This window comes from Scandinavium manionii (genome assembly GCF_024764775.1).
GTDB classification, from domain to species: domain Bacteria; phylum Pseudomonadota; class Gammaproteobacteria; order Enterobacterales; family Enterobacteriaceae; genus Scandinavium; species Scandinavium manionii.
This window is the reverse complement of sequence record NZ_JALIGC010000040.1, coordinates 275,105-294,122: the sequence shown is the minus strand read 5'-3', so window position 1 is coordinate 294,122 and position 19,018 is coordinate 275,105. Positions and strand designations below refer to the sequence as shown.

The window sequence follows — 19,018 nt, the reverse complement described above, 5'->3', positions numbered from 1 at the left end:
CACCACTTTGCGCTGGGAAAACCCTACTGTTATCGTTATATTGTTGCGTACATAACGACACTCACAGGAGTCACAGATGGAACGTACATGGTTACGCCTTTTTGCCGGAGCGACATTATCCCTTGCGGTTGTGGGTCACGCTGCGGCGGCAGAAACAGGCAAAATTACGGTTTTCGCAGCAGCCTCGCTTACTAACGCGATGCAGGACATTGCTAAAGAATATAAAAAAGAGAAGAACGTCGATGTCGTCTCTTCTTTTGCTTCCTCATCGACCCTGGCGCGCCAGATAGAAGCGGGTGCGCCAGCCGACCTGTTTATTTCTGCTGACCAGAAGTGGATGGATTACGCGGTAGAGAAAAAAGCCATTGATACGGCGACCCGTAAAACGCTGCTCGGCAACAGCCTGGTGGTTGTCGCGCCGAAAGCCAGCGAGCAGGGCGAATTCACCATTGATGCGAAAACCAACTGGACCAGCTTGCTGAAAGGCGGCCGTATGGCAGTAGGCGATCCGGACCACGTTCCGGCGGGCATCTACGCCAAAGAAGCGCTGACCAAACTTGGCGCATGGGATACCCTGTCACCGAAGCTGGCTCCGGCCGAAGACGTGCGCGGTGCACTGGCGCTGGTGGAACGTAACGAAGCGCCGCTGGGCATCGTTTACGGTTCTGATGCCGTAGCCAGTAAAGGTGTTAAAGTTGTCGGAACCTTCCCCGAAGACTCCCATAAAAAAGTGGAATACCCGATTGCCATCACCGACGGGCATAACAACGCCACGGTAAACGCTTTCTACGATTATCTGAAAGGCCCGCAAGCAGCGGCCATCTTTAAACAGTACGGATTTACGACGCACGAATGATATTGACCGATCCCGAATGGCAGGCGGTGATGCTGAGCCTGAAAGTCTCATCCCTGGCGGTGGTGTTCAGCTTACCCTTTGGGATCTTCTTTGCCTGGCTGCTGGTGCGGCGTAATTTTCCAGGCAAAGCGCTGCTCGACAGCCTCATCCATCTTCCTCTGGTGTTACCCCCGGTTGTGGTCGGTTATTTATTGCTGATTGCTATGGGGCGGCGCGGTTTCATCGGCTCCTGGCTGTACGACTGGTTCGGTCTGACCTTTGCCTTTAGCTGGCGCGGCGCAGTACTGGCCGCTGCGGTGATGTCTTTCCCGCTGATGGTGCGTGCCATTCGCCTCGCGCTGGAAGGCGTCGATATCAAGCTTGAGCAGGCGGCACGCACGCTCGGGGCAGGACGCTGGCGGGTGTTTTTCTCCATCACGCTGCCGTTGATGCTGCCGGGTATTATCGTGGGTACCGTGCTGGCTTTTGCCCGTTCGCTCGGCGAATTTGGGGCCACGATTACCTTTGTGTCGAACATTCCGGGCGAAACGCGCACCATTCCTTCTGCGATGTATACCCTGATTCAGACCCCCGGCGGTGAAGGCGCGGCCGCGCGGCTGTGCCTGATTTCCATCGTGCTGGCGCTGGTTTCCCTGCTGATATCAGAATGGCTGGCGAAACTGAGCCGCGAACGGACGGGGAAATAATCATGCTGGAACTCAATTTCACCCAGACGCTGGGCAATCACTGTCTGCGCATCAATGAATCCCTTCCCGCAGTCGGGATAACCGCCGTGTTCGGTGTGTCAGGTGCCGGGAAAACGTCGCTGATCAACGCCATCAGCGGGCTGACAAAACCCCAGCAGGGCCGAATCGTGCTCAACAATCGTGTTTTAAACGACACCGAGAAAAAGATTTGTCTGTCGCCGGAAAAACGTCGCATCGGTTACGTGTTTCAGGATGCACGCCTGTTCCCACATTACAAAGTGCGCGGCAATCTGCGCTACGGCATGGCGAAAAGCATGGCCGGACAGTTCGACAAAATGGTGTCGCTGCTCGGGATCGAAGCGCTGCTCGACCGTCTGCCCGGAGGCCTGTCCGGCGGTGAAAAACAGCGCGTGGCGATAGGTCGTGCGCTGCTGACCGCGCCGGAACTGCTGCTGCTCGACGAACCGCTGGCCTCGCTGGATATTCCTCGCAAGCGTGAGCTGCTGCCGTATTTGCAGCGCCTGGCCCGCGAAATCAACATTCCGATGCTCTACGTCAGCCACTCGCTGGAAGAAATTCTGCATCTGGCTGACAAAGTGCTGGTGCTGGAAGACGGAAATGTGAAGGCGTTTGGCAATCTGGAGGATGTCTGGGGCAGCAGCGTGATGCATCCATGGCTACCGCAGGATCAGCAGAGCAGCGTGCTGAAGGTCACCGTACTGGAACACCATCCGCACTACGCGATGACGGCACTGGCGCTGGGCGATCAGCATCTGTGGGTCAATAAGCTCGAGCAGCCGGAGCAGTCGTCGGTGCGTATTCGCGTTCAGGCATCCGACGTGTCGCTGGTGTTACAACCGCCGGTTCAAACAAGTATCCGCAACGTGCTGCGCGCGAAGGTGGTGCAGTGCTATGACAATAACGGTCAGGTGGAAGTGCAGCTTGAAGTGGGTGGCCGTACGCTGTGGGCGCGCATCAGCCCGTGGGCCCGCGATGACCTGGCGGTGAAACCAGGTCAGTGGCTGTATGCGCAGATAAAAAGCGTGTCGATCAGCGCCTGATTACAGCAGGTGGGTGTAGATATATTCGGCGATGCTGTGGGTCGAGTTATCGCCAATCACCACGTTGGCCCGGGCTTTTACCGCGTCATCGGCATTGCCCATCGCCACGCCGGTGCCTGCCGCTTCAAGCATACTGATGTCGTTAAAGTTATCGCCAAATGCGACCACATCCTTCATCGATAACCCTTGGGATTCGACCCAACGTGCCAGGCGGTAGCCTTTGCTGTTGCCCTTACGCGCGATATCGACTTGATCGTGCCACGACCATTCACACTCTAAATCCAGCGTTTGGGCAGCATGGTTGGCGAAGATGTTCAGCTTTTGCGTGTCTTCGTCGGTCAGGGCGAATTTCCACACTGATTTCACCTCCTGCGCGGCCTGAATCAGAGAATCGACCTGCGTAAAGGATGGGCGCTGTTCTTCTGGTAGTTTCTGCGCCCAGTTCAGCGTGCGCGTCACGTGCCCGGTAGCCTCTTCGTACATCATGGTGTCATCCACGTACATCAGGCCGTGAATGTTGTGCTCCGCCAGCAGGTTCACCAGCGCATGGGCTTTTTCGACCGACATCGGATCGCCTTCCAGAACCTTTTTCGCCTGATAATCATACAAATAGGTGCCGTTGCAGCAAATTGCAGGTGTATCCAGTGCCAGTGCCTGATAAAAAGGATGGATAGCAACGTGATGTCGGCCGGTCACGATCAGAATCTGATAGCCCGCGTCTTTCGCGCGCGACAGCGCTTCAAGCGATTGCGGAAGAATGGTTTTCGTTGAGGTCAGCAGGGTGCCGTCTAAATCCAGGGCTATCACGCGTGATGTCATGTTGTCATCCAGGTTAATGTTGAAAAATATGCAGCTCACGATGGTACACCGCAGCGCGCGCAGGGCAAATTTTTCAGCACTAACTATCCTGTTAATCTGCTTCCACGTGCAATAAGGAAAGGAGTTTTCATGAAACAAACCGTATATACCGCGAGTCCGGAAAGCCAGCAGATCCATGTCTGGAGCCTCCATCAGGACGGTAAACTGACGCTGGTTCAGGTGGTCGATGTCCCCGGCCAGGTTCAGCCGATGGTGATCAGCCCGGACAAGCGTTATCTGTACGTTGGTGTACGCCCGGAGTTTCGCGTATTAGCTTACCGCATTGCCCCGGACGATGGTGCGCTGACTTTCGCGGCGGAATCTGCATTGCCGGGCAGCCCGACCCACATTTCCACCGACCATTCAGGTAAGTTCCTGTTCAGCGGCTCCTATAATCAGGCAAGCGTAAGCGTGACACGTCTGGAAGAAGGCCTGCCGGTGGGCGTGGTTGACGTGGTTGACGGCCTCGAAGGCTGCCACTCGGCGAACATCACGCCGGACAACCGCACCCTGTGGGTGCCTGCGCTGAAGCAGGATCGCATCTGCCTGTTTACGTTGAGCGACGACGGCAAACTGGTCGCGCAAACTCCGGCGGAAGTGACCACCGTCGAAGGCGCTGGCCCGCGTCACATGGCATTCCACCCGAATCAGCAATACGCTTACTGCCTGAATGAGCTGAACAGCAGCGTTGATGTGTGGGAACTGAGCGACCCGCACGGTGAAATCGAATGCGTGCAAACGCTGGATATGATGCCGCCAGATTTTACCGGTACCCGCTGGGCGGCAGACATCCACATCACCCCGGACGGACGTCACCTGTATACCTGCGATCGTACCTCCAGCACCCTGACGGTGTTCACCATTTCTGAGGACGGTAGCGTTCTTGAAGTACAGGGCTTCCAGCCGACCGAAACGCAGCCGCGTGGTTTTAACGTCGATCACAGCGGGAAATACCTGCTGGCGGTAGGTCAGAAATCACATCACCTTGCGGTCTATGAAATCAAAGGTGAGCAGGGGCTTCTGGAAGAGAAAGGACGTTACGCCGTAGGTCAGGGCCCAATGTGGGTGGTGGTTAACGTGCACTAAGCAGTCCATCGAAGAATAAAAAAACCTCGCCGAAGCGAGGTTTTTTTATGGCTTAACGTCCGATTATTTCTTCGGCTCAGCCACGACATAACTTCCCACGCCGCGGTTGTTGTATTCCCACATGCGGTTGAAGTTGGTGTCGTTCAGATTACGCTGCTCTTCGTCTTTATCATTCTTAGCGCCAGTGTTGCCGCTGAATGGACGTTTGGAGATAGCGGCATCGGCCCATGGTTGGGCATTGTTGAAGCCTTCGTTGATCGCGCTGTCGCGGATAACGACCTGACCGTTGGTGTTACCGTCAACGTCCAGAGAACGACCGAGCTGCGCCACACCGTCACCGGCCGCGTTAAAGCGACTGTTGGTGGCAAGGAAACCGTAGAACAGGTTGGACTGCGTTGCCGGAGCGAACACGTATGCTTCTTTCTGGGTGCGGGAGTTCACGACCTGGAAACGGGTGTTATCGAACACCACTGCGCCACGACCGGAAACGATATCCACGTCGCCTTCAAGGTAGCTGTTAGTGACCAGCGTACGCGCGATGCGGTCATTTTGCAGTGTGTTCTGCACGCCGCTGTTAGTGACGAAGAAGGTGTTCTGACGGCCAAGAAGATTGACCTTGTTCAGCTGCACTTTGTCACCGTCGCTGCGCAGGGCCACGGCCTGATGGTTGCCCGCATCGACGCTGTCGCCCAGGGTATTAGAGATGGTCAGGTTCTGCAATTGCAGACCGTTATTCTGTGACCAGACGACAGCAGAACACATCACGCCCACGGTAGCGGTGTGCTTGCTCTGGCAGGTGTCGAACATATACCACGCCGGCTTACCAGGCATGTATTTGCCCGCCGGGTTAACCAGACGACGCCAGGTGGTCGGGTCGATTTCAGAATCGATAGCCAGGCCGATTTTCACGTCTGCGGCTTTGTCGCCGATGCCGTAAATAGTCAGGCTGCCCGGCGCGGCAGGCACATACACGGTGCCTTCATATTCACCCGGCATGACTGCGATATAAGTGCGTGAGCTGCTGTGCCGCGCGATTGCGGCATCCACGGCTGCCTGAATGGTGGTGTGCGTTACGCCTTCAGTACCGGCTGGGCCGACCACGAAATCCGCTTTAGCGGGAGTGGCAATTGCAGAAGGTGACCACGGAGCCGCGTTTGGATCCATGGTGGTGAAGTAACGTTCCTGCACGAAGTTTTTCGCTTCGCCAGCCGTCAGAATTGGGCGAGAAGACGTACCCGGCGCTTCCTGAGTAGAAGGCTGCTGATCGGGTGGCGTTGAGCTGCAGGCGGTAAGCGTCACGCCAAAAGCGAGCGCGAGCGCCAGACGAGAAACCGAGAATGTATTCATGGTGCTCCAGGCTGAATGTAGTGGAAAGTGTCCCTAAAACCTGACTTTTTATACTAAGTTGAGCGAAACGGGAAGCAATGCCGCAAAAAAGTTACTGGTAAGCGCTCACCGCGCCGCGCGGAATATCACAAAAAAGCAACATATTCCCGCGGAAGGTTGACATCGCCCGTATTGCTATCAATAAATGTCTATACAACCTATGACAAGTGATTCTCTCATGTCTGAACATACTGATACCGACATCATCTGGCATAACGCCCGACTTGCGACCTTCGATCCCAACCATGCTCAGCCTTACGGTTTACTGGAACATCACGCGCTGGTGGTTCGTGACGGGCGCATTGTGGATATCCTGCCTGAAGCGGCGCTGGCGTCACGAAAAGGAAAACGCATTGATCTGCAAGGGCGGCTGGTCACGCCGGGCCTGATCGACTGCCACACGCATCTGGTGTTTGGCGGCAGCCGCGCCACCGAATGGGAGCAGCGGCTGAATGGGGTCTCATATCAGACCATCAGCGCTAACGGCGGGGGCATTAACGCCACCGTGCAGGCCACCCGGGCCGCCAGTGAAAATGAGTTGATTCGTCTGGCGCAGCAGCGTCTGACGCGTTTGATGCAGGAAGGCGTGACCACGGTAGAAGTGAAGTCCGGATACGGTCTGGACATGGCCAACGAACGTAAAATGCTGCACGTCGTGCAGCATCTGGCGGCGACCAACGCCGTCGATATCAGTCCGACATTATTAGCCGCACATGCGATCCCAACAGAATATAAAGGCCGGGGCGATGACTACATCACCCTGGTCTGCGAAGAAATGATGCCGACGCTGTGGCAGGAAGGGTTATTTGAAACCGTGGATGCCTTCTGTGAAAACGTCGGGTTCAGTCCGGAGCAGACCGACAGAGTATTCAGCGCTGCGCAGGTGCTTAATATCCCGGTTAAGGGCCACGTCGAGCAGCTCTCTTCGCTGGGCGGCGCGCAGCTGGTCAGTCGCTATAAAGGACGTTCTGCCGATCATATCGAATATCTGACCGAAGAAGGTGTCGCGGCGATGGCCGACAGCGGCACGGTTGCGGTGCTGCTTCCCGGTGCATTTTACTTCCTCAACGAAACGCAAAAACCACCGGTGGATATGCTGCGACGTTACAACGTGCCGATGGCGGTCGCCACGGATTACAACCCCGGCACCAGCCCGTTCGCCAGCCTGCATCTCACGATGAACATGGCCTGCGTGAAATTCGGCTTAACGCCGGAAGAGGCGTGGACCGGCGTCACCCGCCATGCCGCGCGTGCGCTGGGCCGCGAACATTCACACGGACAGCTGGCGTCAGGCTTTGTGGCCGATTTCGCCATCTGGGATGCAGAACACCCGGTTGAAATGGTGTACGAGCCGGGGCGTAATCCGCTCTGGCAGCGCGTGTTTCGCGGCGAGGTGGTTCAATGAATCTATGGCAACCGACGCCGACGGAACTGTGGCAAGGGCGAGATGACAGCGCCGAATCGCCTGCGGCAAAACGTCTTTTTCAGACAGTAACGGTAACGCGCGACTTTGCCCCGGAATCGCATCGTGGGAAAATAGCCCTGCTCGGATTTGCCTGTGACGAAGGCGTAAAGCGCAATCAAGGGCGGCCGGGCGCACAGCAGGGGCCGGACGCGCTGCGCAAGGCGTTAGCCAACATGGCAAGTCATGGCGGGCACGATTTGCTGGTTGATCTCGGTAACGTGCACGCCGTACCGGAATTGCTGGAACCGGCGCAGCAGGCGCTGCACGACGCGGTGCTGGCCTGTCAGCGCGCGCAGATGAAAACCCTGGTGTTCGGCGGCGGTCATGAAACGGCCTGGCCTCACGGTTCCGGCGTGCTCGACGCCTTCCCGAATGAAAACGTCGCTATCGTCAATCTCGATGCGCACCTGGATTTACGTCATGCCTCAGAGGCCACCTCTGGCACGCCGTTCCGCCAGCTGGCGTTGCACTGCGAAAGCCAGAACCGGCGCTTTAATTACACCTGCTACGGTGCCAGCCGCGCGGCAAACACTCAGGCGCTGTGGCTGGAGGCGCGCGAGCGTCAGGTCACCGTGCTGGAAGATTTAACCCTGCTCGATGACCCTGTCGGCGCGCTGCAACAGGATCTTAAGCGGGTGATTGCTGAACATGACCGCATTTATCTGACCATCGATCTGGATGTGCTCCCGGCCTGGGAAATGCCAGCGGTATCGGCTCCCGCAGCGCTTGGCGTGCCGTTGGCAATCTTGTTGCGAATAGTCATGCCGCTGTGTCAGAGTGGCAAACTGCAGGCGGTTGATTTGGTTGAATTCAATCCGCAGTACGACAGAGACGGACAGGGCGCCCGCACCGCGGCCAGACTGGCCTGGCAAATTGTTCATTGCTGGCATGCGTGACAGCACCCGCGATAATAAAGGATGACACATGTATTCACCGCGAACCGGCGCCCCCGCGCCGTTCTATGAGAAGATCAAACGCGTTATCAGCGACAATATTGCCGCGGGTATCTGGCGTCCGCATGACCGCATTCCCTCGGAAGCGGAGCTGGTGGCGCAGTTTGGCTTCAGTCGGATGACCATCAACCGTGCGCTGCGTGAACTGACTGACGAAGGCTTGCTGGTTCGTTTGCAGGGAGTCGGCACCTTTGTGGCTGAGCCAAAAGGGCAGTCGGCGCTGTTTGAAGTGCACAGTATTGCCGATGAAATCGCCGCCCGTCAGCATCAGCATCGTTGTGAAGTGCTGCTGCTGGAAGAGGTCAACGCCGAGAAACAGCAGGCGCAGGCGCTGAACGTGGCCGAAGGCACCCGCATTTTCCACTCGCTGATGGTGCATTTCGAAAACGATGTGCCGGTACAGATTGAAGATCGCTGCGTGAATGCCGACGTGGTGCCGGAATACCTGCAACAGGATTACACCACCACCACCGCCCACGACTACCTGTCGCTGATTGCGCCACTTACTGAAGGGGAGCACATCGTTGAAGCGGTAAAAGCCAGCGCCGAAGAGTGCCGCTTGCTCACCATCCACGAACACGATCCGTGCCTGTTAATTCGCCGTCGCACCTGGTCACGTACTGGGATCGTTTCGCACGCCCGTCTGATTTTCCCTGGGAACCGTTATCGGCTCCAGGGCCATTTCGGCTCCTGAATATTCGTTATCCTTTACGCGGCAGGAGCGTTGACTTCCTGCCACGCGAATGATGTTGAATATTCGGCCGTCACAGCAAAAGCGTGATTGCTGACGCAAGATAACAAAAATGTATCTGACTTGTTAAATCCTGGCTTGCGAACAATTGTATAGACAAGTATATATTTCTTGTCTTCATCGTATCCGTCAGGAGTTTTCCGATGTCCCAGAATAAATACCGCCCCCAGGAAATCCGTGCGCCGCGCGGCAATACGCTCACTGCCAAAAGCTGGCTCACCGAAGCGCCGTTGCGCATGTTAATGAACAACCTCGATCCGGACGTGGCGGAAAATCCGCACGAGCTGGTGGTCTACGGAGGAATCGGGCGTGCGGCCCGTAACTGGGAATGCTACGACGCGATGGTCGAAGCCCTGAAAAACCTCGAAAACGATGAAACCCTGTTAGTGCAGTCAGGCAAACCGGTGGGGGTGTTTAAAACCCACGACAACGCGCCGCGCGTGCTGATAGCCAACTCTAACCTCGTACCACACTGGGCGACGTGGGAACACTTCAACGAACTCGACGCGAAAGGGCTGGCGATGTACGGCCAGATGACCGCCGGCAGCTGGATTTACATCGGCAGTCAGGGCATCGTGCAGGGCACCTACGAAACCTTCGTCGAAGCCGGGCGCCAGCATTACAACGGCAACCTGCAAGGGCGCTGGGTACTCACCGCCGGGCTTGGCGGAATGGGCGGCGCACAGCCGTTAGCTGCTACCTTAGCCGGAGCCTGCTCGTTGGTAATTGAATGCCAGCAGAGCCGCATTGATTTCCGTCTTCGCACCCAATATATCGACGAACAGGCTAAATCGCTGGACGACGCACTGGATCGTATCAAAAAATATACTGCGGAAGGCCGCGCCGTTTCCGTGGCGTTGTGCGCTAACGCCGCCGACGTTCTGCCGGAACTGGTTAAACGCGGCGTGCGTCCGGACATGGTCACCGACCAGACCAGCGCGCACGATCCGCTGCACGGCTATCTGCCGCAGGGCTGGACGTGGGAAGAATATCAGCAGAAGGCCGAAAGCGACCCGCAGGGCACGGTAAAAGCCGCCAAACAGTCGATGGCGGAACACGTCAGCGCGATGCTGGCGTTTAACGCGATGGGCGTCCCGACCTTCGATTACGGCAACAACATCCGCCAGATGGCCAAAGAGATGGGCGTCAGCAACGCCTTTGATTTCCCGGGCTTTGTTCCCGCCTATATTCGCCCGCTGTTCTGTCGCGGTATCGGGCCGTTCCGTTGGGTAGCGCTCTCCGGCGATCCGCAGGATATCTACAAAACCGATGCCAAAGTGAAAGAAATTGTCAGCGACGACACACATTTGCATCGCTGGCTGGACATGGCCCGCGAACGCATCAGCTTCCAGGGCTTACCGGCGCGCATCTGCTGGGTGGGCCTGGAATGGCGGCAAAAACTTGGCCTGGCATTCAACGAAATGGTGCGTTCCGGTGAGGTTTCCGCACCGATTGTTATCGGTCGCGACCATCTGGATTCTGGTTCCGTCGCCAGCCCTAACCGTGAAACCGAAGCCATGCGCGATGGTTCCGATGCAGTATCCGACTGGCCGCTGCTGAATGCATTACTCAACACCGCCAGCGGTGCTACCTGGGTGTCACTGCACCATGGCGGCGGCGTCGGCATGGGCTTTTCACAGCACGCCGGAATGGTTATTGTCTGCGACGGTACCGACGAGGCCGCGGCGCGTATCGCCCGCGTCCTGCATAACGACCCGGCCACCGGCGTGATGCGACATGCCGACGCAGGCTATGAAATCGCGGTAGAATGTGCCGCAGAACAAGGACTGAATTTACCGATGATTGCTGCAACCCAGGGGCAGAAAAAATGAGCACACTTAACCTGATTCCAGGTCAGTTGACCCTTGCCCAACTGCTGGATATCTATCGCCAGCCGCAAACACTGACCCTCGATGAAAGCGCCATTGCAGGCATCAACGCCAGCGTCGCCTGCGTGAACGCGATCATGGCCGAAGGGCGCACAGCCTACGGCATTAATACAGGTTTTGGCCTGCTGGCCTCAACCCGCATCGCCACCGCTGATCTCGAAAATCTCCAGCGTTCGCTGGTGCTTTCACACGCGGCGGGCGTCGGCGAAGCGCTGGATGACGCGATGGTGCGTCTGATTATGGTGCTGAAAATTAACAGCCTGGCACGCGGTTTTTCCGGCATTCGTCTGAGCGTGATTGAAGCGTTGATGGCGCTGGTAAATCACGAAGTCTATCCCTGTATTCCGGCGAAAGGATCCGTCGGCGCATCCGGCGATCTGGCTCCGCTGGCGCACATGTCGTTGACGCTGCTGGGCGAGGGCAAAGCTCGCTGGCAGGGCGAATGGCTGCCTGCCAAAGACGCACTGAAAAAAGCTGGTCTTGCGCCACTGACGCTGGCGGCGAAAGAAGGCCTGGCGCTGTTAAACGGCACGCAGGCGTCGACCGCGTTTGCGTTGCGTGGCCTGTTTGAAGCTGAAGAGCTGTTTAGCTCAGCGGTGATTTGCGGCGCGCTGACCACCGAAGCTGCCCTGGGATCGCGTCGTCCGTTCGATGCCCGCATTCACGAAGCACGCGGCCAGCGTGGGCAAATTGATGCGGCGACGTTGTATCGCCACGTGCTGACCGATTCCAGCGCTGTTTCGCAGTCTCATGCTAAATGCAGCAAAGTGCAGGACCCGTATTCATTACGCTGCCAGCCGCAGGTGATGGGCGCGTGCCTGACCCAGATGCGTCAGGCAAAAGAGGTGTTACTCACCGAAGCGAACGCGGTATCGGATAACCCGCTGGTGTTTGCCGACGAAAATGAAGTGATTTCCGGCGGTAACTTCCACGCAGAACCGGTGGCGATGGCGGCCGACAACCTTGCGCTGGCGATTGCAGAAATTGGCTCGCTGGCTGAGCGGCGTATCGCACTGCTGATGGACAGCCACATGTCACAACTGCCGCCATTCCTGGTGAAAAACGGCGGGGTGAATTCCGGCTTTATGATTGCTCAGGTCACCGCAGCGGCGCTGGCCAGTGAAAACAAAGCACTGTCGCACCCGCACAGCGTCGATAGCTTGCCGACGTCCGCTAACCAGGAAGACCACGTTTCCATGGCGCCCGCCGCAGGGCGTCGTCTGTGGGAAATGGCGGCCAATACCCGCGGCGTGATTGCCGTGGAATGGCTGGCGGCAGCGCAGGGTATTGATATGCGCGAAGGGCTGACCACCAGTCCGCTGCTGGAACAGGCGCGTCATCTGCTGCGTGAAAAAGTGTCGCACTACGTGCAGGACCGCTTCTTCGCGCCGGATATCGAAGCGGCGATTGAAATGCTGGCTGAGGGGCAATTGCAGAAGCTGGTTGATCCGGTGCTGTAATTGATTGCCCGGCGGCGCAGGCTTGCCGGGCCTACGAGCTGTGAGTGGCGCTGACGTAGGACCGCGCAAACGCAGTGCCGCCGGGCGAAGCTAAAAGACTAGCTAAACATCGCCGTAATGGATGCACTGGCTAAACTGTGGAAATGCACATTAAACCCAACCATTGCGCCGCTGGCATTTTCGTCCACCTCGAGAGTGGCCACGTCCAGCGCATGAACGGTAAATATGTAGCGATGCGATTCACCCTTAGGTGGCGCTGCGCCGCCGTAACCCGCTTTGCCAAAATCGGTGCGCGTTTGCAGTGCGCCATCCGGCAAATCAGCGATGCCTGATCCAGCGCCTTGCGGCAGCACGCGGGTGTCAGCCGGTATATTCACCACCGCCCAATGCCACCAGCCGGAGCCGGTTGGGGCATCCGGATCGTAGCAGGTAACGACAAAACTCTTGGTGCCGGACGGCACGTCATCCCAGGCCAGATGCGGCGAAAGATTATCGCCATCGTAGTCCATACCGTTGAAAACCTGACGATGGGGTAGCTTGTCGCCATCCTTAAAATCGTGACTGATCAGTTTCATCTTTGTGCCTCTTCAGGGTGCTGAATAATCACGAAGTTTAGCTCAGGACGCAAAAAGCGTATTGTCGTTGAGAGCGGCTTTTAAGGCGTCCGTCAGGCGTGTCAGCTGTTCTGGTCTGATGATATACGGCGGCATCAGGTAGATAAGCTTGCCGAACGGACGGATCCACACGCCGTGCTCGACGAAGAATTTTTGCAGCCGCGCCATGTTCACCGGCGCGTGAGTTTCCACCACGCCGATGGCCCCTAAAATCCGCACATCCGCCACCTGCGGCGAAGTCCGTGCTTCAGCCAGTTCATGCTTGAGCTGTGCTTCGATATCGGCAACCTGTTGCTGCCAGTGACCTTCCTCCAGCAACGCCAGGCTTTCTGCCGCTACGGCGCAGGCCAGCGGATTACCCATAAATGTCGGGCCGTGCATAAAGCAGCCCGCCTCACCGTTGCTGATGGTGTCGGCCACTGCGCGGGTGGTGAGCGTCGCAGAAAGCGTCATCGTGCCGCCGGTTAATGCTTTGCCGAGACACAGAATATCCGGCGCGATGCCTGCATGTTCGCAGGCAAACAGTTTACCGGTGCGGCCGAATCCGGTGGCGATTTCATCGGCAACCAGCAGAATGCCTTCGCGGTCGCACATTTTGCGCAGTCGACGCAACCACTCCGGGTGATACATTCGCATTCCCCCCGCGCCCTGAACAATCGGTTCGACGATAACGGCGGCAATTTCACTGCGATGTGCGGCCATCAGGCGGGCAAACGGCACCATATCCATTTCATCCCACTCGCCATCGAAACGGCTCTGCGGCGCGGGTGCGAACAGGTTCTCCGGCAGATAGCCTTTCCACAGGCTGTGCATTGAGTTGTCCGGGTCACAGACCGACATCGCGCCGAAGGTATCGCCGTGATAGCCGTTGCGGAACGTAAGAAAACGCTGGCGCGGTTCACCTCTGGCCTGCCAGTACTGCAACGCCATTTTCATCGCCACTTCCACCGCCACCGAACCGGAATCCGCGAGGAACACACACTCCAGAGATTCGGGCGTCATTGACACCAGTCGGCGACACAGCGCCACCGCGGACGGATGGGTTATCCCGCCGAACATCACGTGTGACATCTGCGAAATCTGCCCGCTCATCGCGGCATTCAGCCGCGGGTGGTTATAGCCGTGGATCGCCGCCCACCAGGACGACATTCCATCTACCAGTTGTTCGCCGGAAGCCAGTTCCAGCTCGCAGCCGCGCGCAGCCACCACCGGGTAAACCGGAAGCGGGGCGGTCATGGAGGTATAGGGGTGCCAGATATGGCGTTGATCGAAACTAAGATCGTCCTGGGTCATAATCGACTTGTAAACCATTTTGAAAAGTTTTAGGTTTACGATCCTACACCGAACCGAGAAACAACTGAACCCCTTTTGGAGATGCCAATGGCTCACCACGTACGCTGGACAATGTCGCAGGTCACTGAACTGTTTAACAAACCCCTGTTGGAACTGCTGTTTGACGCGCAGACCATTCACCGTCAGCACTTCGATCCACGCCAGGTTCAGGTCAGTACGTTGCTGTCGATCAAGACCGGTGCGTGCCCGGAAGACTGCAAATACTGCCCGCAGAGTGCGCGTTATAAAACCGGGCTTGAGGCCGAGCGCCTGATGGAAGTGGAAGAGGTTCTGACCTCGGCGCGCAAGGCGAAAAATGCCGGTTCGACGCGTTTCTGCATGGGGGCCGCGTGGAAAAATCCACACGAGCGCGATATGCCGTACCTCGAACAAATGGTTAAAGGCGTCAAGGAATTGGGGCTGGAGGCCTGCATGACGCTGGGCACGCTGTCGGATACTCAGGCGCAGCGTCTGGGTGAGGCTGGCCTGGATTACTACAACCACAACCTCGATACCTCACCGGAGTTCTACGGCAACATCATCACCACGCGTACCTATCAGGAGCGCCTTGATACGCTCGGCAAAGTCCGCGACGCGGGAATTAAAGTCTGCTCCGGCGGGATTGTCGGTTTGGGCGAAACCGTTACCGACCGCGCCGGGCTATTGCTCCAGTTGGCGAATCTGCCGACGCCGCCGGAGAGCGTGCCCATCAACATGCTGGTGAAGGTCAAAGGCACGCCGATGGAAAACAACGAAGACGTCGATGCGTTTGATTTTATTCGCACCATTGCGGTGGCGCGGATCATGATGCCGACCTCTCACGTGCGCCTGTCAGCCGGGCGCGAAAAAATGAACGAGCAGACCCAGGCGATGTGTTTCATGGCCGGGGCTAACTCGATTTTCTACGGCTGCAAATTGTTGACCACGCCGAACCCGGAAGAAGACAAAGACCTGCTACTGTTCCGCAAGTTGGGGATGAACCCGGAGCAGACGGCGGTGCTGTCGGGCGATATCGAACAGCAGCAAAAACTTGAGCAGGCGCTAATGACGCCAGACACCGAAACGTATTACAACGCGGCGACGGTATGAGCTGGCAGCATCGCATTGACAGCGCACTGAGCGAGCGACGTGACGCCGATGCGTTTCGTCGTCGTTATCCCGTCACCCACGGCGCCGGGCGCTGGCTGGTGCAGGGCGAGCAGCGCTGGCTCAATTTCTCCAGCAACGATTACCTTGGCCTGAGTCAGCATCCGCAGATTATCGCCGCCTGGCAGCAGGGTGCCGATCGTTACGGCACCGGCAGCGGCGGGTCGGGGCATGTCACCGGTTATAGCGAGGCGCATCAGCAGTTTGAGCAGGGGCTGGCAGCCTGGTTGGGCTACCCGCGAGCGCTGCTGTTTATCTCAGGATTTGCCGCCAATCAGGCGCTGATTGCAGCGTTGATGCGCAAAGAGGACAGAATTGTTGCCGACCGTCTGAGCCACGCGTCGTTGATGGAGGCCGCGAGCCACAGCCCGGCACAGCTGCGGCGCTTTGCGCATAACGACAGCGCGCAGTTGGCGACCCTGCTCGCGAAGCCAATTGACGGCCTGCAGCTGGCGGTAACAGAGGGTATTTTCAGTATGGATGGCGACAATGCCCCACTCGCTGAGATTGCAGCAGCAACCCGCGCTGCGAACGGCTGGCTGTTAGTGGACGATGCCCACGGAATGGGTGTATGCGGCGAAGAAGGGCGTGGGAGTTGTTCCGCCCAGCAGGTGAAACCCGATTTGCTGGTGGTGACATTTGGTAAAGCCTTCGGCCTGAGCGGCGCGGCAGTGCTGTGCCGCGAAGACGTTGCGGATTATCTGCTGCAGTTCGCTCGTCACTTGATTTACAGCACCAGTATGCCGCCTGCTCAGGCGGTGGCGCTCAGTCAGGCGCTGGCGGTTGTCCGTTCCGATGAGGGCGAATCCCGTCGGCAGATGTTGAACCGCCACATCGCACGTTTTCGTCAGGGCGCAGAGCAGCTGGATATGCAGTTAACCGCATCGAACAGTGCCATTCAGCCGCTGATCGTCGGTGAAAACGCACGTGCGTTGCAGATAGCCGAACGGCTGCGTGACAAGGGCTGCTGGCTGACGGCCATCCGCCCGCCAACGGTCCCGGCAGGCACTGCACGTCTGCGGGTGACCCTAACGGCGGCGCATCAACCACACGATATCGACACCCTGCTGGAGGTGCTGCATGCCGCCCGTGAATAAACCGGCGATTGCGGCGGCGTTCGGTCGCGCCGCCAGCCAATATCAGCAGCATGACGAACTGCAACGCCAGAGCGCAGCGGCGTTGCTGGCTCAGCTTCCACAACGGCCGTTTGAACAGGTGCTGGATGCAGGTTGTGGGCCGGGCAGCATGAGCCGTGTCTGGACCGACGCGGGGAGCAACGTCACGGCGCTGGATATATCGGCGCAGATGCTGGCCGAAGCCCAGCGGCAACATTCGGCACAACATTACGTGCAAGCAGATATCGAAGCCATGCCGCTTGCCGATCGGCAGTTTTGTCTGGCGTGGAGCAATCTGGCGGTACAGTGGTGTGAATCGCTGGCGTCAGCGCTGCGGGAGTTGCATCGCGTGGTGCGTCCGGGGGGGCTGGTGGCGTTCAGCACGCTGGTGGCCGATTCGCTGCCGGAGCTGAATCTGGCGTGGCAGGCTATCGACCACCAGCCGCACGCCAATCGATTCTTAGCGCAGGATGAGATCCTCTCGGCGCTTGAGGGCTATCGCTGTCAGCATCATATCCACACCCTAAGCGTCACGTTTGATGACGCGCTGAGCGCCATGCGTTCGCTGAAAGGCATTGGCGCGACCCATCTGCACGAAGGCAGGGTGGCGCAAACCCTGACCCGTAGACATTTGCAGCAGCTTCAGCTGGTATGGCCCAAACAAAACGGGCGCTGCGCCCTGACGTACCATATTTTTACAGGAGTGATTGAACGTGACTGAACGCTATTTTGTCACCGGAACTGATACCGAAGTCGGGAAAACCGTGGCCAGCTGTGCGCTTTTACAGGCCGCAAACCGGGCGGGGTTTCGTACCGCAGGGTTTAAACCGGTGGCTTCCGGCAGCGAAATGACCGCTGATGGACTGCGCAATACCGATGCGCTGGCCTTACAGCGTAACAGTGGCCTGACGTTGAACTATGACGAGGTCAATCCGTACACCTTCGCGGAGCCGACATCGCCGCATATCGTTAGCGAGGATGAAGGGCGGCCGATAGAGGCTCATACGCTATCTGCCGGATTACAGGCGCTGTCGCACAAGGCGGATTGGGTGCTGGTGGAAGGCGCGGGCGGCTGGTATACGCCGTTGGCGACCGACTGGACGTTTGCCGACTGGGTACAGGCCGAGCGGCTGCCGGTGATTCTGGTGGTCGGCGTTAAGCTCGGGTGCATTAACCATGCGTTGCTGACAGCTCAGGCGATAGCGCAGGCGGGATTGCCGCTTGTAGGCTGGATTGCCAATGACGTTATTCCCCCCGGCAAACGCCATGCGGAATATCTGGCGACCTTAACGCGTCTACTCCCCGCGCCGCTCCTTGGCGAGATCCCGTACCTGGAGCACGGGCCAGAAGCCGCCGAGCCGGGACAATATCTTAACCTTACGGCGCTTCTTCCGGTGTCATAAACTGCTCCAGCAGTCGGGTGTCGAGCTGATTGACTGCACCCTGCGCGACGTTACGCCCGCGATGCAGCAGGCAAAATTTGTCTGCCACCCGGCGAATAAACGGCAGGTGCTGTTCGGCGAGCAGCACTGTCAGGCCCAGATCGCGATTCAGGCGAAGCAGGCATTCCCCCAGCGTGTGCATAAATCCCTGACCCATGCCGCGCGTCGGTTCATCGAGGATCAGCAATTTCGGTTTGGTGACCAGCGCGCTGGCCAACGCCAGCTGGTATTGATCGTCGTCCGACATGAGCGCGCCTTTGACGTGACGCAGCGGATACAAATCTGGCATCAGGTCGAAGATATCGCTGCCAATAGCGCCGGTGCCCTCATGGCCTGCCTTCATCGCAATTTGCAAATTTTCCTCTACCGTCATTTGCGAGAAAATACGCTTATCCTGCGACACATAACCAATGCCCATGGCAGCCCTTAGCGGCGGCGAGAGCATCAGCAGGTCGCGCGGCGGCCCGCTGACATCCTGCCAGACCATGGTGCCGCTTTCGATAGCCTGAAACCCCGCGATGCAGTTCACCAGCGTGGTTTTTCCCATGCCGGGCAGCCCCAGCACGCAGGTGCACTCTCCGGGCGCGAGGTCGAGGCTGAGATTCCACAGAATATGCTGACTTCCGTAATAGTGATTCACTGCACGTAAACTCAACATCGGCTTCTCCTTCGGTGTGGCCGTCAGCGGCGATAAGATTCTGCAAATCCCTTGCCAGAAGAGAAATGCCGCTCGGGAATGATGCGTATTTCGGATTTAACCCCTAAATCAGCCCGTTGAGATGGCGTCAGAACGTAGCCGCTGCACTTTGTCAGTGCTCTGGTGGGTCAACATGTCGGCTGGTGGTGCAGCGCTGATGCTGATTTTGTGAGCAATATCTCATCAGAAAATAAGGGCACTTTTAGATGATTAAAGACAAA

At 57.9% G+C, this 19,018-nt stretch carries 17 protein-coding genes and 1 pseudogene; 13 read left to right on the top strand and 5 right to left on the bottom strand.

Features of this window, described 5'->3' with window-relative positions; all coding sequences use genetic code 11:
* Positions 1–76: 76 nt before the first annotated feature.
* Genes modA through modC form a run of 3 tightly spaced genes read left to right on the top strand, consistent with a single transcriptional unit; the run spans position 77 to position 2,603 of the window.
* The gene (modA, locus tag MUU51_RS19145; protein WP_258968380.1) at positions 77–856 is read left to right on the top strand and encodes a molybdate ABC transporter substrate-binding protein; all 780 of its coding nucleotides are present in this window, start codon (positions 77–79) and stop codon (positions 854–856) included.
* Positions 853–1,542 (top strand): molybdate ABC transporter permease subunit, encoded by a 690-nt coding sequence (modB, locus tag MUU51_RS19140; protein ID WP_159774106.1) that lies wholly within the window; start codon positions 853–855, stop codon positions 1,540–1,542. Before modA ends, modB begins: the two co-directional genes overlap by 4 nt.
* A 2-nt stretch (positions 1,543–1,544) precedes the next feature.
* On the top strand, positions 1,545–2,603 hold the full coding sequence (gene modC / locus MUU51_RS19135) for a molybdenum ABC transporter ATP-binding protein ModC (RefSeq protein ID WP_159774104.1): 1,059 nt from the start codon (positions 1,545–1,547) through the stop codon (positions 2,601–2,603).
* Here the strand turns inward: modC and MUU51_RS19130 are convergent, their stop codons facing one another.
* Positions 2,604–3,422: a pyridoxal phosphatase gene (locus tag MUU51_RS19130; protein WP_258968379.1), complete on the bottom strand. Its 819-nt coding sequence runs from the start codon at positions 3,420–3,422 to the stop codon at positions 2,604–2,606. It lies immediately after the preceding gene.
* Between the two features lie 129 nt (positions 3,423–3,551).
* Between MUU51_RS19130 and pgl the strand changes: the two genes are divergently transcribed.
* On the top strand, positions 3,552–4,547 hold the full coding sequence (gene pgl / locus MUU51_RS19125) for a 6-phosphogluconolactonase (protein ID WP_258968378.1): 996 nt from the start codon (positions 3,552–3,554) through the stop codon (positions 4,545–4,547).
* Positions 4,548–4,610: 63 nt separating this feature from the next.
* On the opposite strand, the gene MUU51_RS19120 is transcribed toward pgl, so the two are convergent.
* Complete coding sequence (locus tag MUU51_RS19120; protein WP_258968377.1) at positions 4,611–5,894, bottom strand: putative acyl-CoA thioester hydrolase; 1,284 nt, start codon at positions 5,892–5,894, stop codon at positions 4,611–4,613.
* Positions 5,895–6,050: 156 nt separating this feature from the next.
* Here MUU51_RS19120 and hutI point away from each other — a divergent pair.
* From hutI to hutH, 5 genes and pseudogenes are all read left to right on the top strand, one after another.
* Positions 6,051–7,338 (top strand): annotated as a pseudogene (hutI, locus tag MUU51_RS19115) (imidazolonepropionase).
* Positions 7,335–8,294, top strand: coding sequence for a formimidoylglutamase (gene hutG, locus MUU51_RS19110; RefSeq protein WP_159773632.1), 960 nt, complete (start codon positions 7,335–7,337; stop codon positions 8,292–8,294). The pseudogene hutI and the gene hutG overlap by 4 nt, the downstream one beginning before the upstream one ends.
* Positions 8,295–8,322: 28 nt before the next feature.
* On the top strand, positions 8,323–9,045 hold the full coding sequence (locus MUU51_RS19105) for a histidine utilization repressor (RefSeq protein ID WP_258968376.1): 723 nt from the start codon (positions 8,323–8,325) through the stop codon (positions 9,043–9,045).
* 200 nt (positions 9,046–9,245) lie between these two features.
* Entirely contained in the window at positions 9,246–10,934 is a 1,689-nt protein-coding gene (gene hutU, locus MUU51_RS19100; protein ID WP_258968375.1) for a urocanate hydratase, read from the top strand.
* Entirely contained in the window at positions 10,931–12,451 is a 1,521-nt protein-coding gene (gene hutH, locus MUU51_RS19095) for a histidine ammonia-lyase (RefSeq protein ID WP_258968374.1), read from the top strand. Before hutU ends, hutH begins: the two co-directional genes overlap by 4 nt.
* 98 nt (positions 12,452–12,549) lie before the next feature.
* Here the strand turns inward: hutH and MUU51_RS19090 are convergent, their stop codons facing one another.
* Both MUU51_RS19090 and bioA read right to left on the bottom strand, forming a co-directional pair.
* A complete protein-coding gene (locus tag MUU51_RS19090) occupies positions 12,550–13,026 on the bottom strand; it encodes a kinase inhibitor (protein ID WP_258968373.1) in 477 nt (158 codons plus the stop codon).
* Positions 13,027–13,068: 42 nt separating this feature from the next.
* Positions 13,069–14,358, bottom strand: coding sequence for an adenosylmethionine--8-amino-7-oxononanoate transaminase (gene bioA / locus MUU51_RS19085; protein ID WP_258968372.1), 1,290 nt, complete (start codon positions 14,356–14,358; stop codon positions 13,069–13,071).
* 87 nt (positions 14,359–14,445) lie between these two features.
* Between bioA and bioB the strand changes: the two genes are divergently transcribed.
* Genes bioB through bioD form a run of 4 tightly spaced genes read left to right on the top strand, consistent with a single transcriptional unit; the run spans position 14,446 to position 18,061 of the window.
* Positions 14,446–15,486: a biotin synthase BioB gene (bioB, locus tag MUU51_RS19080; protein WP_159773626.1), complete on the top strand. Its 1,041-nt coding sequence runs from the start codon at positions 14,446–14,448 to the stop codon at positions 15,484–15,486.
* Positions 15,483–16,640 carry an 8-amino-7-oxononanoate synthase gene (bioF, locus tag MUU51_RS19075; RefSeq protein WP_258968371.1) on the top strand — a complete coding sequence of 386 codons (1,158 nt, stop codon included), beginning with the start codon at positions 15,483–15,485 and terminating at the stop codon, positions 16,638–16,640. The genes bioB and bioF overlap by 4 nt, the downstream gene beginning before the upstream one ends.
* On the top strand, positions 16,624–17,379 hold the full coding sequence (bioC, locus tag MUU51_RS19070; protein WP_258968370.1) for a malonyl-ACP O-methyltransferase BioC: 756 nt from the start codon (positions 16,624–16,626) through the stop codon (positions 17,377–17,379). Before bioF ends, bioC begins: the two co-directional genes overlap by 17 nt.
* A complete protein-coding gene (gene bioD / locus MUU51_RS19065; RefSeq protein ID WP_258968369.1) occupies positions 17,372–18,061 on the top strand; it encodes a dethiobiotin synthase in 690 nt (229 codons plus the stop codon). The genes bioC and bioD overlap by 8 nt, the downstream gene beginning before the upstream one ends.
* Here bioD and MUU51_RS19060 read toward each other — a convergent pair.
* On the bottom strand, positions 18,036–18,758 hold the full coding sequence (locus tag MUU51_RS19060; RefSeq protein ID WP_159773621.1) for an ABC transporter ATP-binding protein: 723 nt from the start codon (positions 18,756–18,758) through the stop codon (positions 18,036–18,038). The two genes, bioD and MUU51_RS19060, sit on opposite strands and share 26 nt — an antisense overlap.
* Between the last annotated feature and the right edge of the window lie 260 nt (positions 18,759–19,018).

Bases quoted from the DNA above. Each gene is read 5' to 3' on its own strand.
- modC (WP_159774104.1), top strand. From the start codon at position 1,545: ATGCTGGAACTCAATTTCACCCAGACGCTGGGCAATCACTGTCTGCGC.
- hutH (WP_258968374.1), top strand. From the start codon at position 10,931: ATGAGCACACTTAACCTGATTCCAGGTCAGTTGACCCTTGCCCAACTG.
- bioA (WP_258968372.1), bottom strand. From the start codon at position 14,358: ATGACCCAGGACGATCTTAGTTTCGATCAACGCCATATCTGGCACCCC.
- MUU51_RS19090 (WP_258968373.1), bottom strand. From the start codon at position 13,026: ATGAAACTGATCAGTCACGATTTTAAGGATGGCGACAAGCTACCCCAT.
- MUU51_RS19105 (WP_258968376.1), top strand. From the start codon at position 8,323: ATGTATTCACCGCGAACCGGCGCCCCCGCGCCGTTCTATGAGAAGATC.
- pgl (WP_258968378.1), top strand. From the start codon at position 3,552: ATGAAACAAACCGTATATACCGCGAGTCCGGAAAGCCAGCAGATCCAT.
- bioC (WP_258968370.1), top strand. From the start codon at position 16,624: ATGCCGCCCGTGAATAAACCGGCGATTGCGGCGGCGTTCGGTCGCGCC.
- bioB (WP_159773626.1), top strand. From the start codon at position 14,446: ATGGCTCACCACGTACGCTGGACAATGTCGCAGGTCACTGAACTGTTT.
- modB (WP_159774106.1), top strand. From the start codon at position 853: ATGATATTGACCGATCCCGAATGGCAGGCGGTGATGCTGAGCCTGAAA.
- modA (WP_258968380.1), top strand. From the start codon at position 77: ATGGAACGTACATGGTTACGCCTTTTTGCCGGAGCGACATTATCCCTT.
- hutG (WP_159773632.1), top strand. From the start codon at position 7,335: ATGAATCTATGGCAACCGACGCCGACGGAACTGTGGCAAGGGCGAGAT.
- bioF (WP_258968371.1), top strand. From the start codon at position 15,483: ATGAGCTGGCAGCATCGCATTGACAGCGCACTGAGCGAGCGACGTGAC.
- MUU51_RS19120 (WP_258968377.1), bottom strand. From the start codon at position 5,894: ATGAATACATTCTCGGTTTCTCGTCTGGCGCTCGCGCTCGCTTTTGGC.
- MUU51_RS19060 (WP_159773621.1), bottom strand. From the start codon at position 18,758: ATGTTGAGTTTACGTGCAGTGAATCACTATTACGGAAGTCAGCATATT.
- MUU51_RS19130 (WP_258968379.1), bottom strand. From the start codon at position 3,422: ATGACATCACGCGTGATAGCCCTGGATTTAGACGGCACCCTGCTGACC.
- hutU (WP_258968375.1), top strand. From the start codon at position 9,246: ATGTCCCAGAATAAATACCGCCCCCAGGAAATCCGTGCGCCGCGCGGC.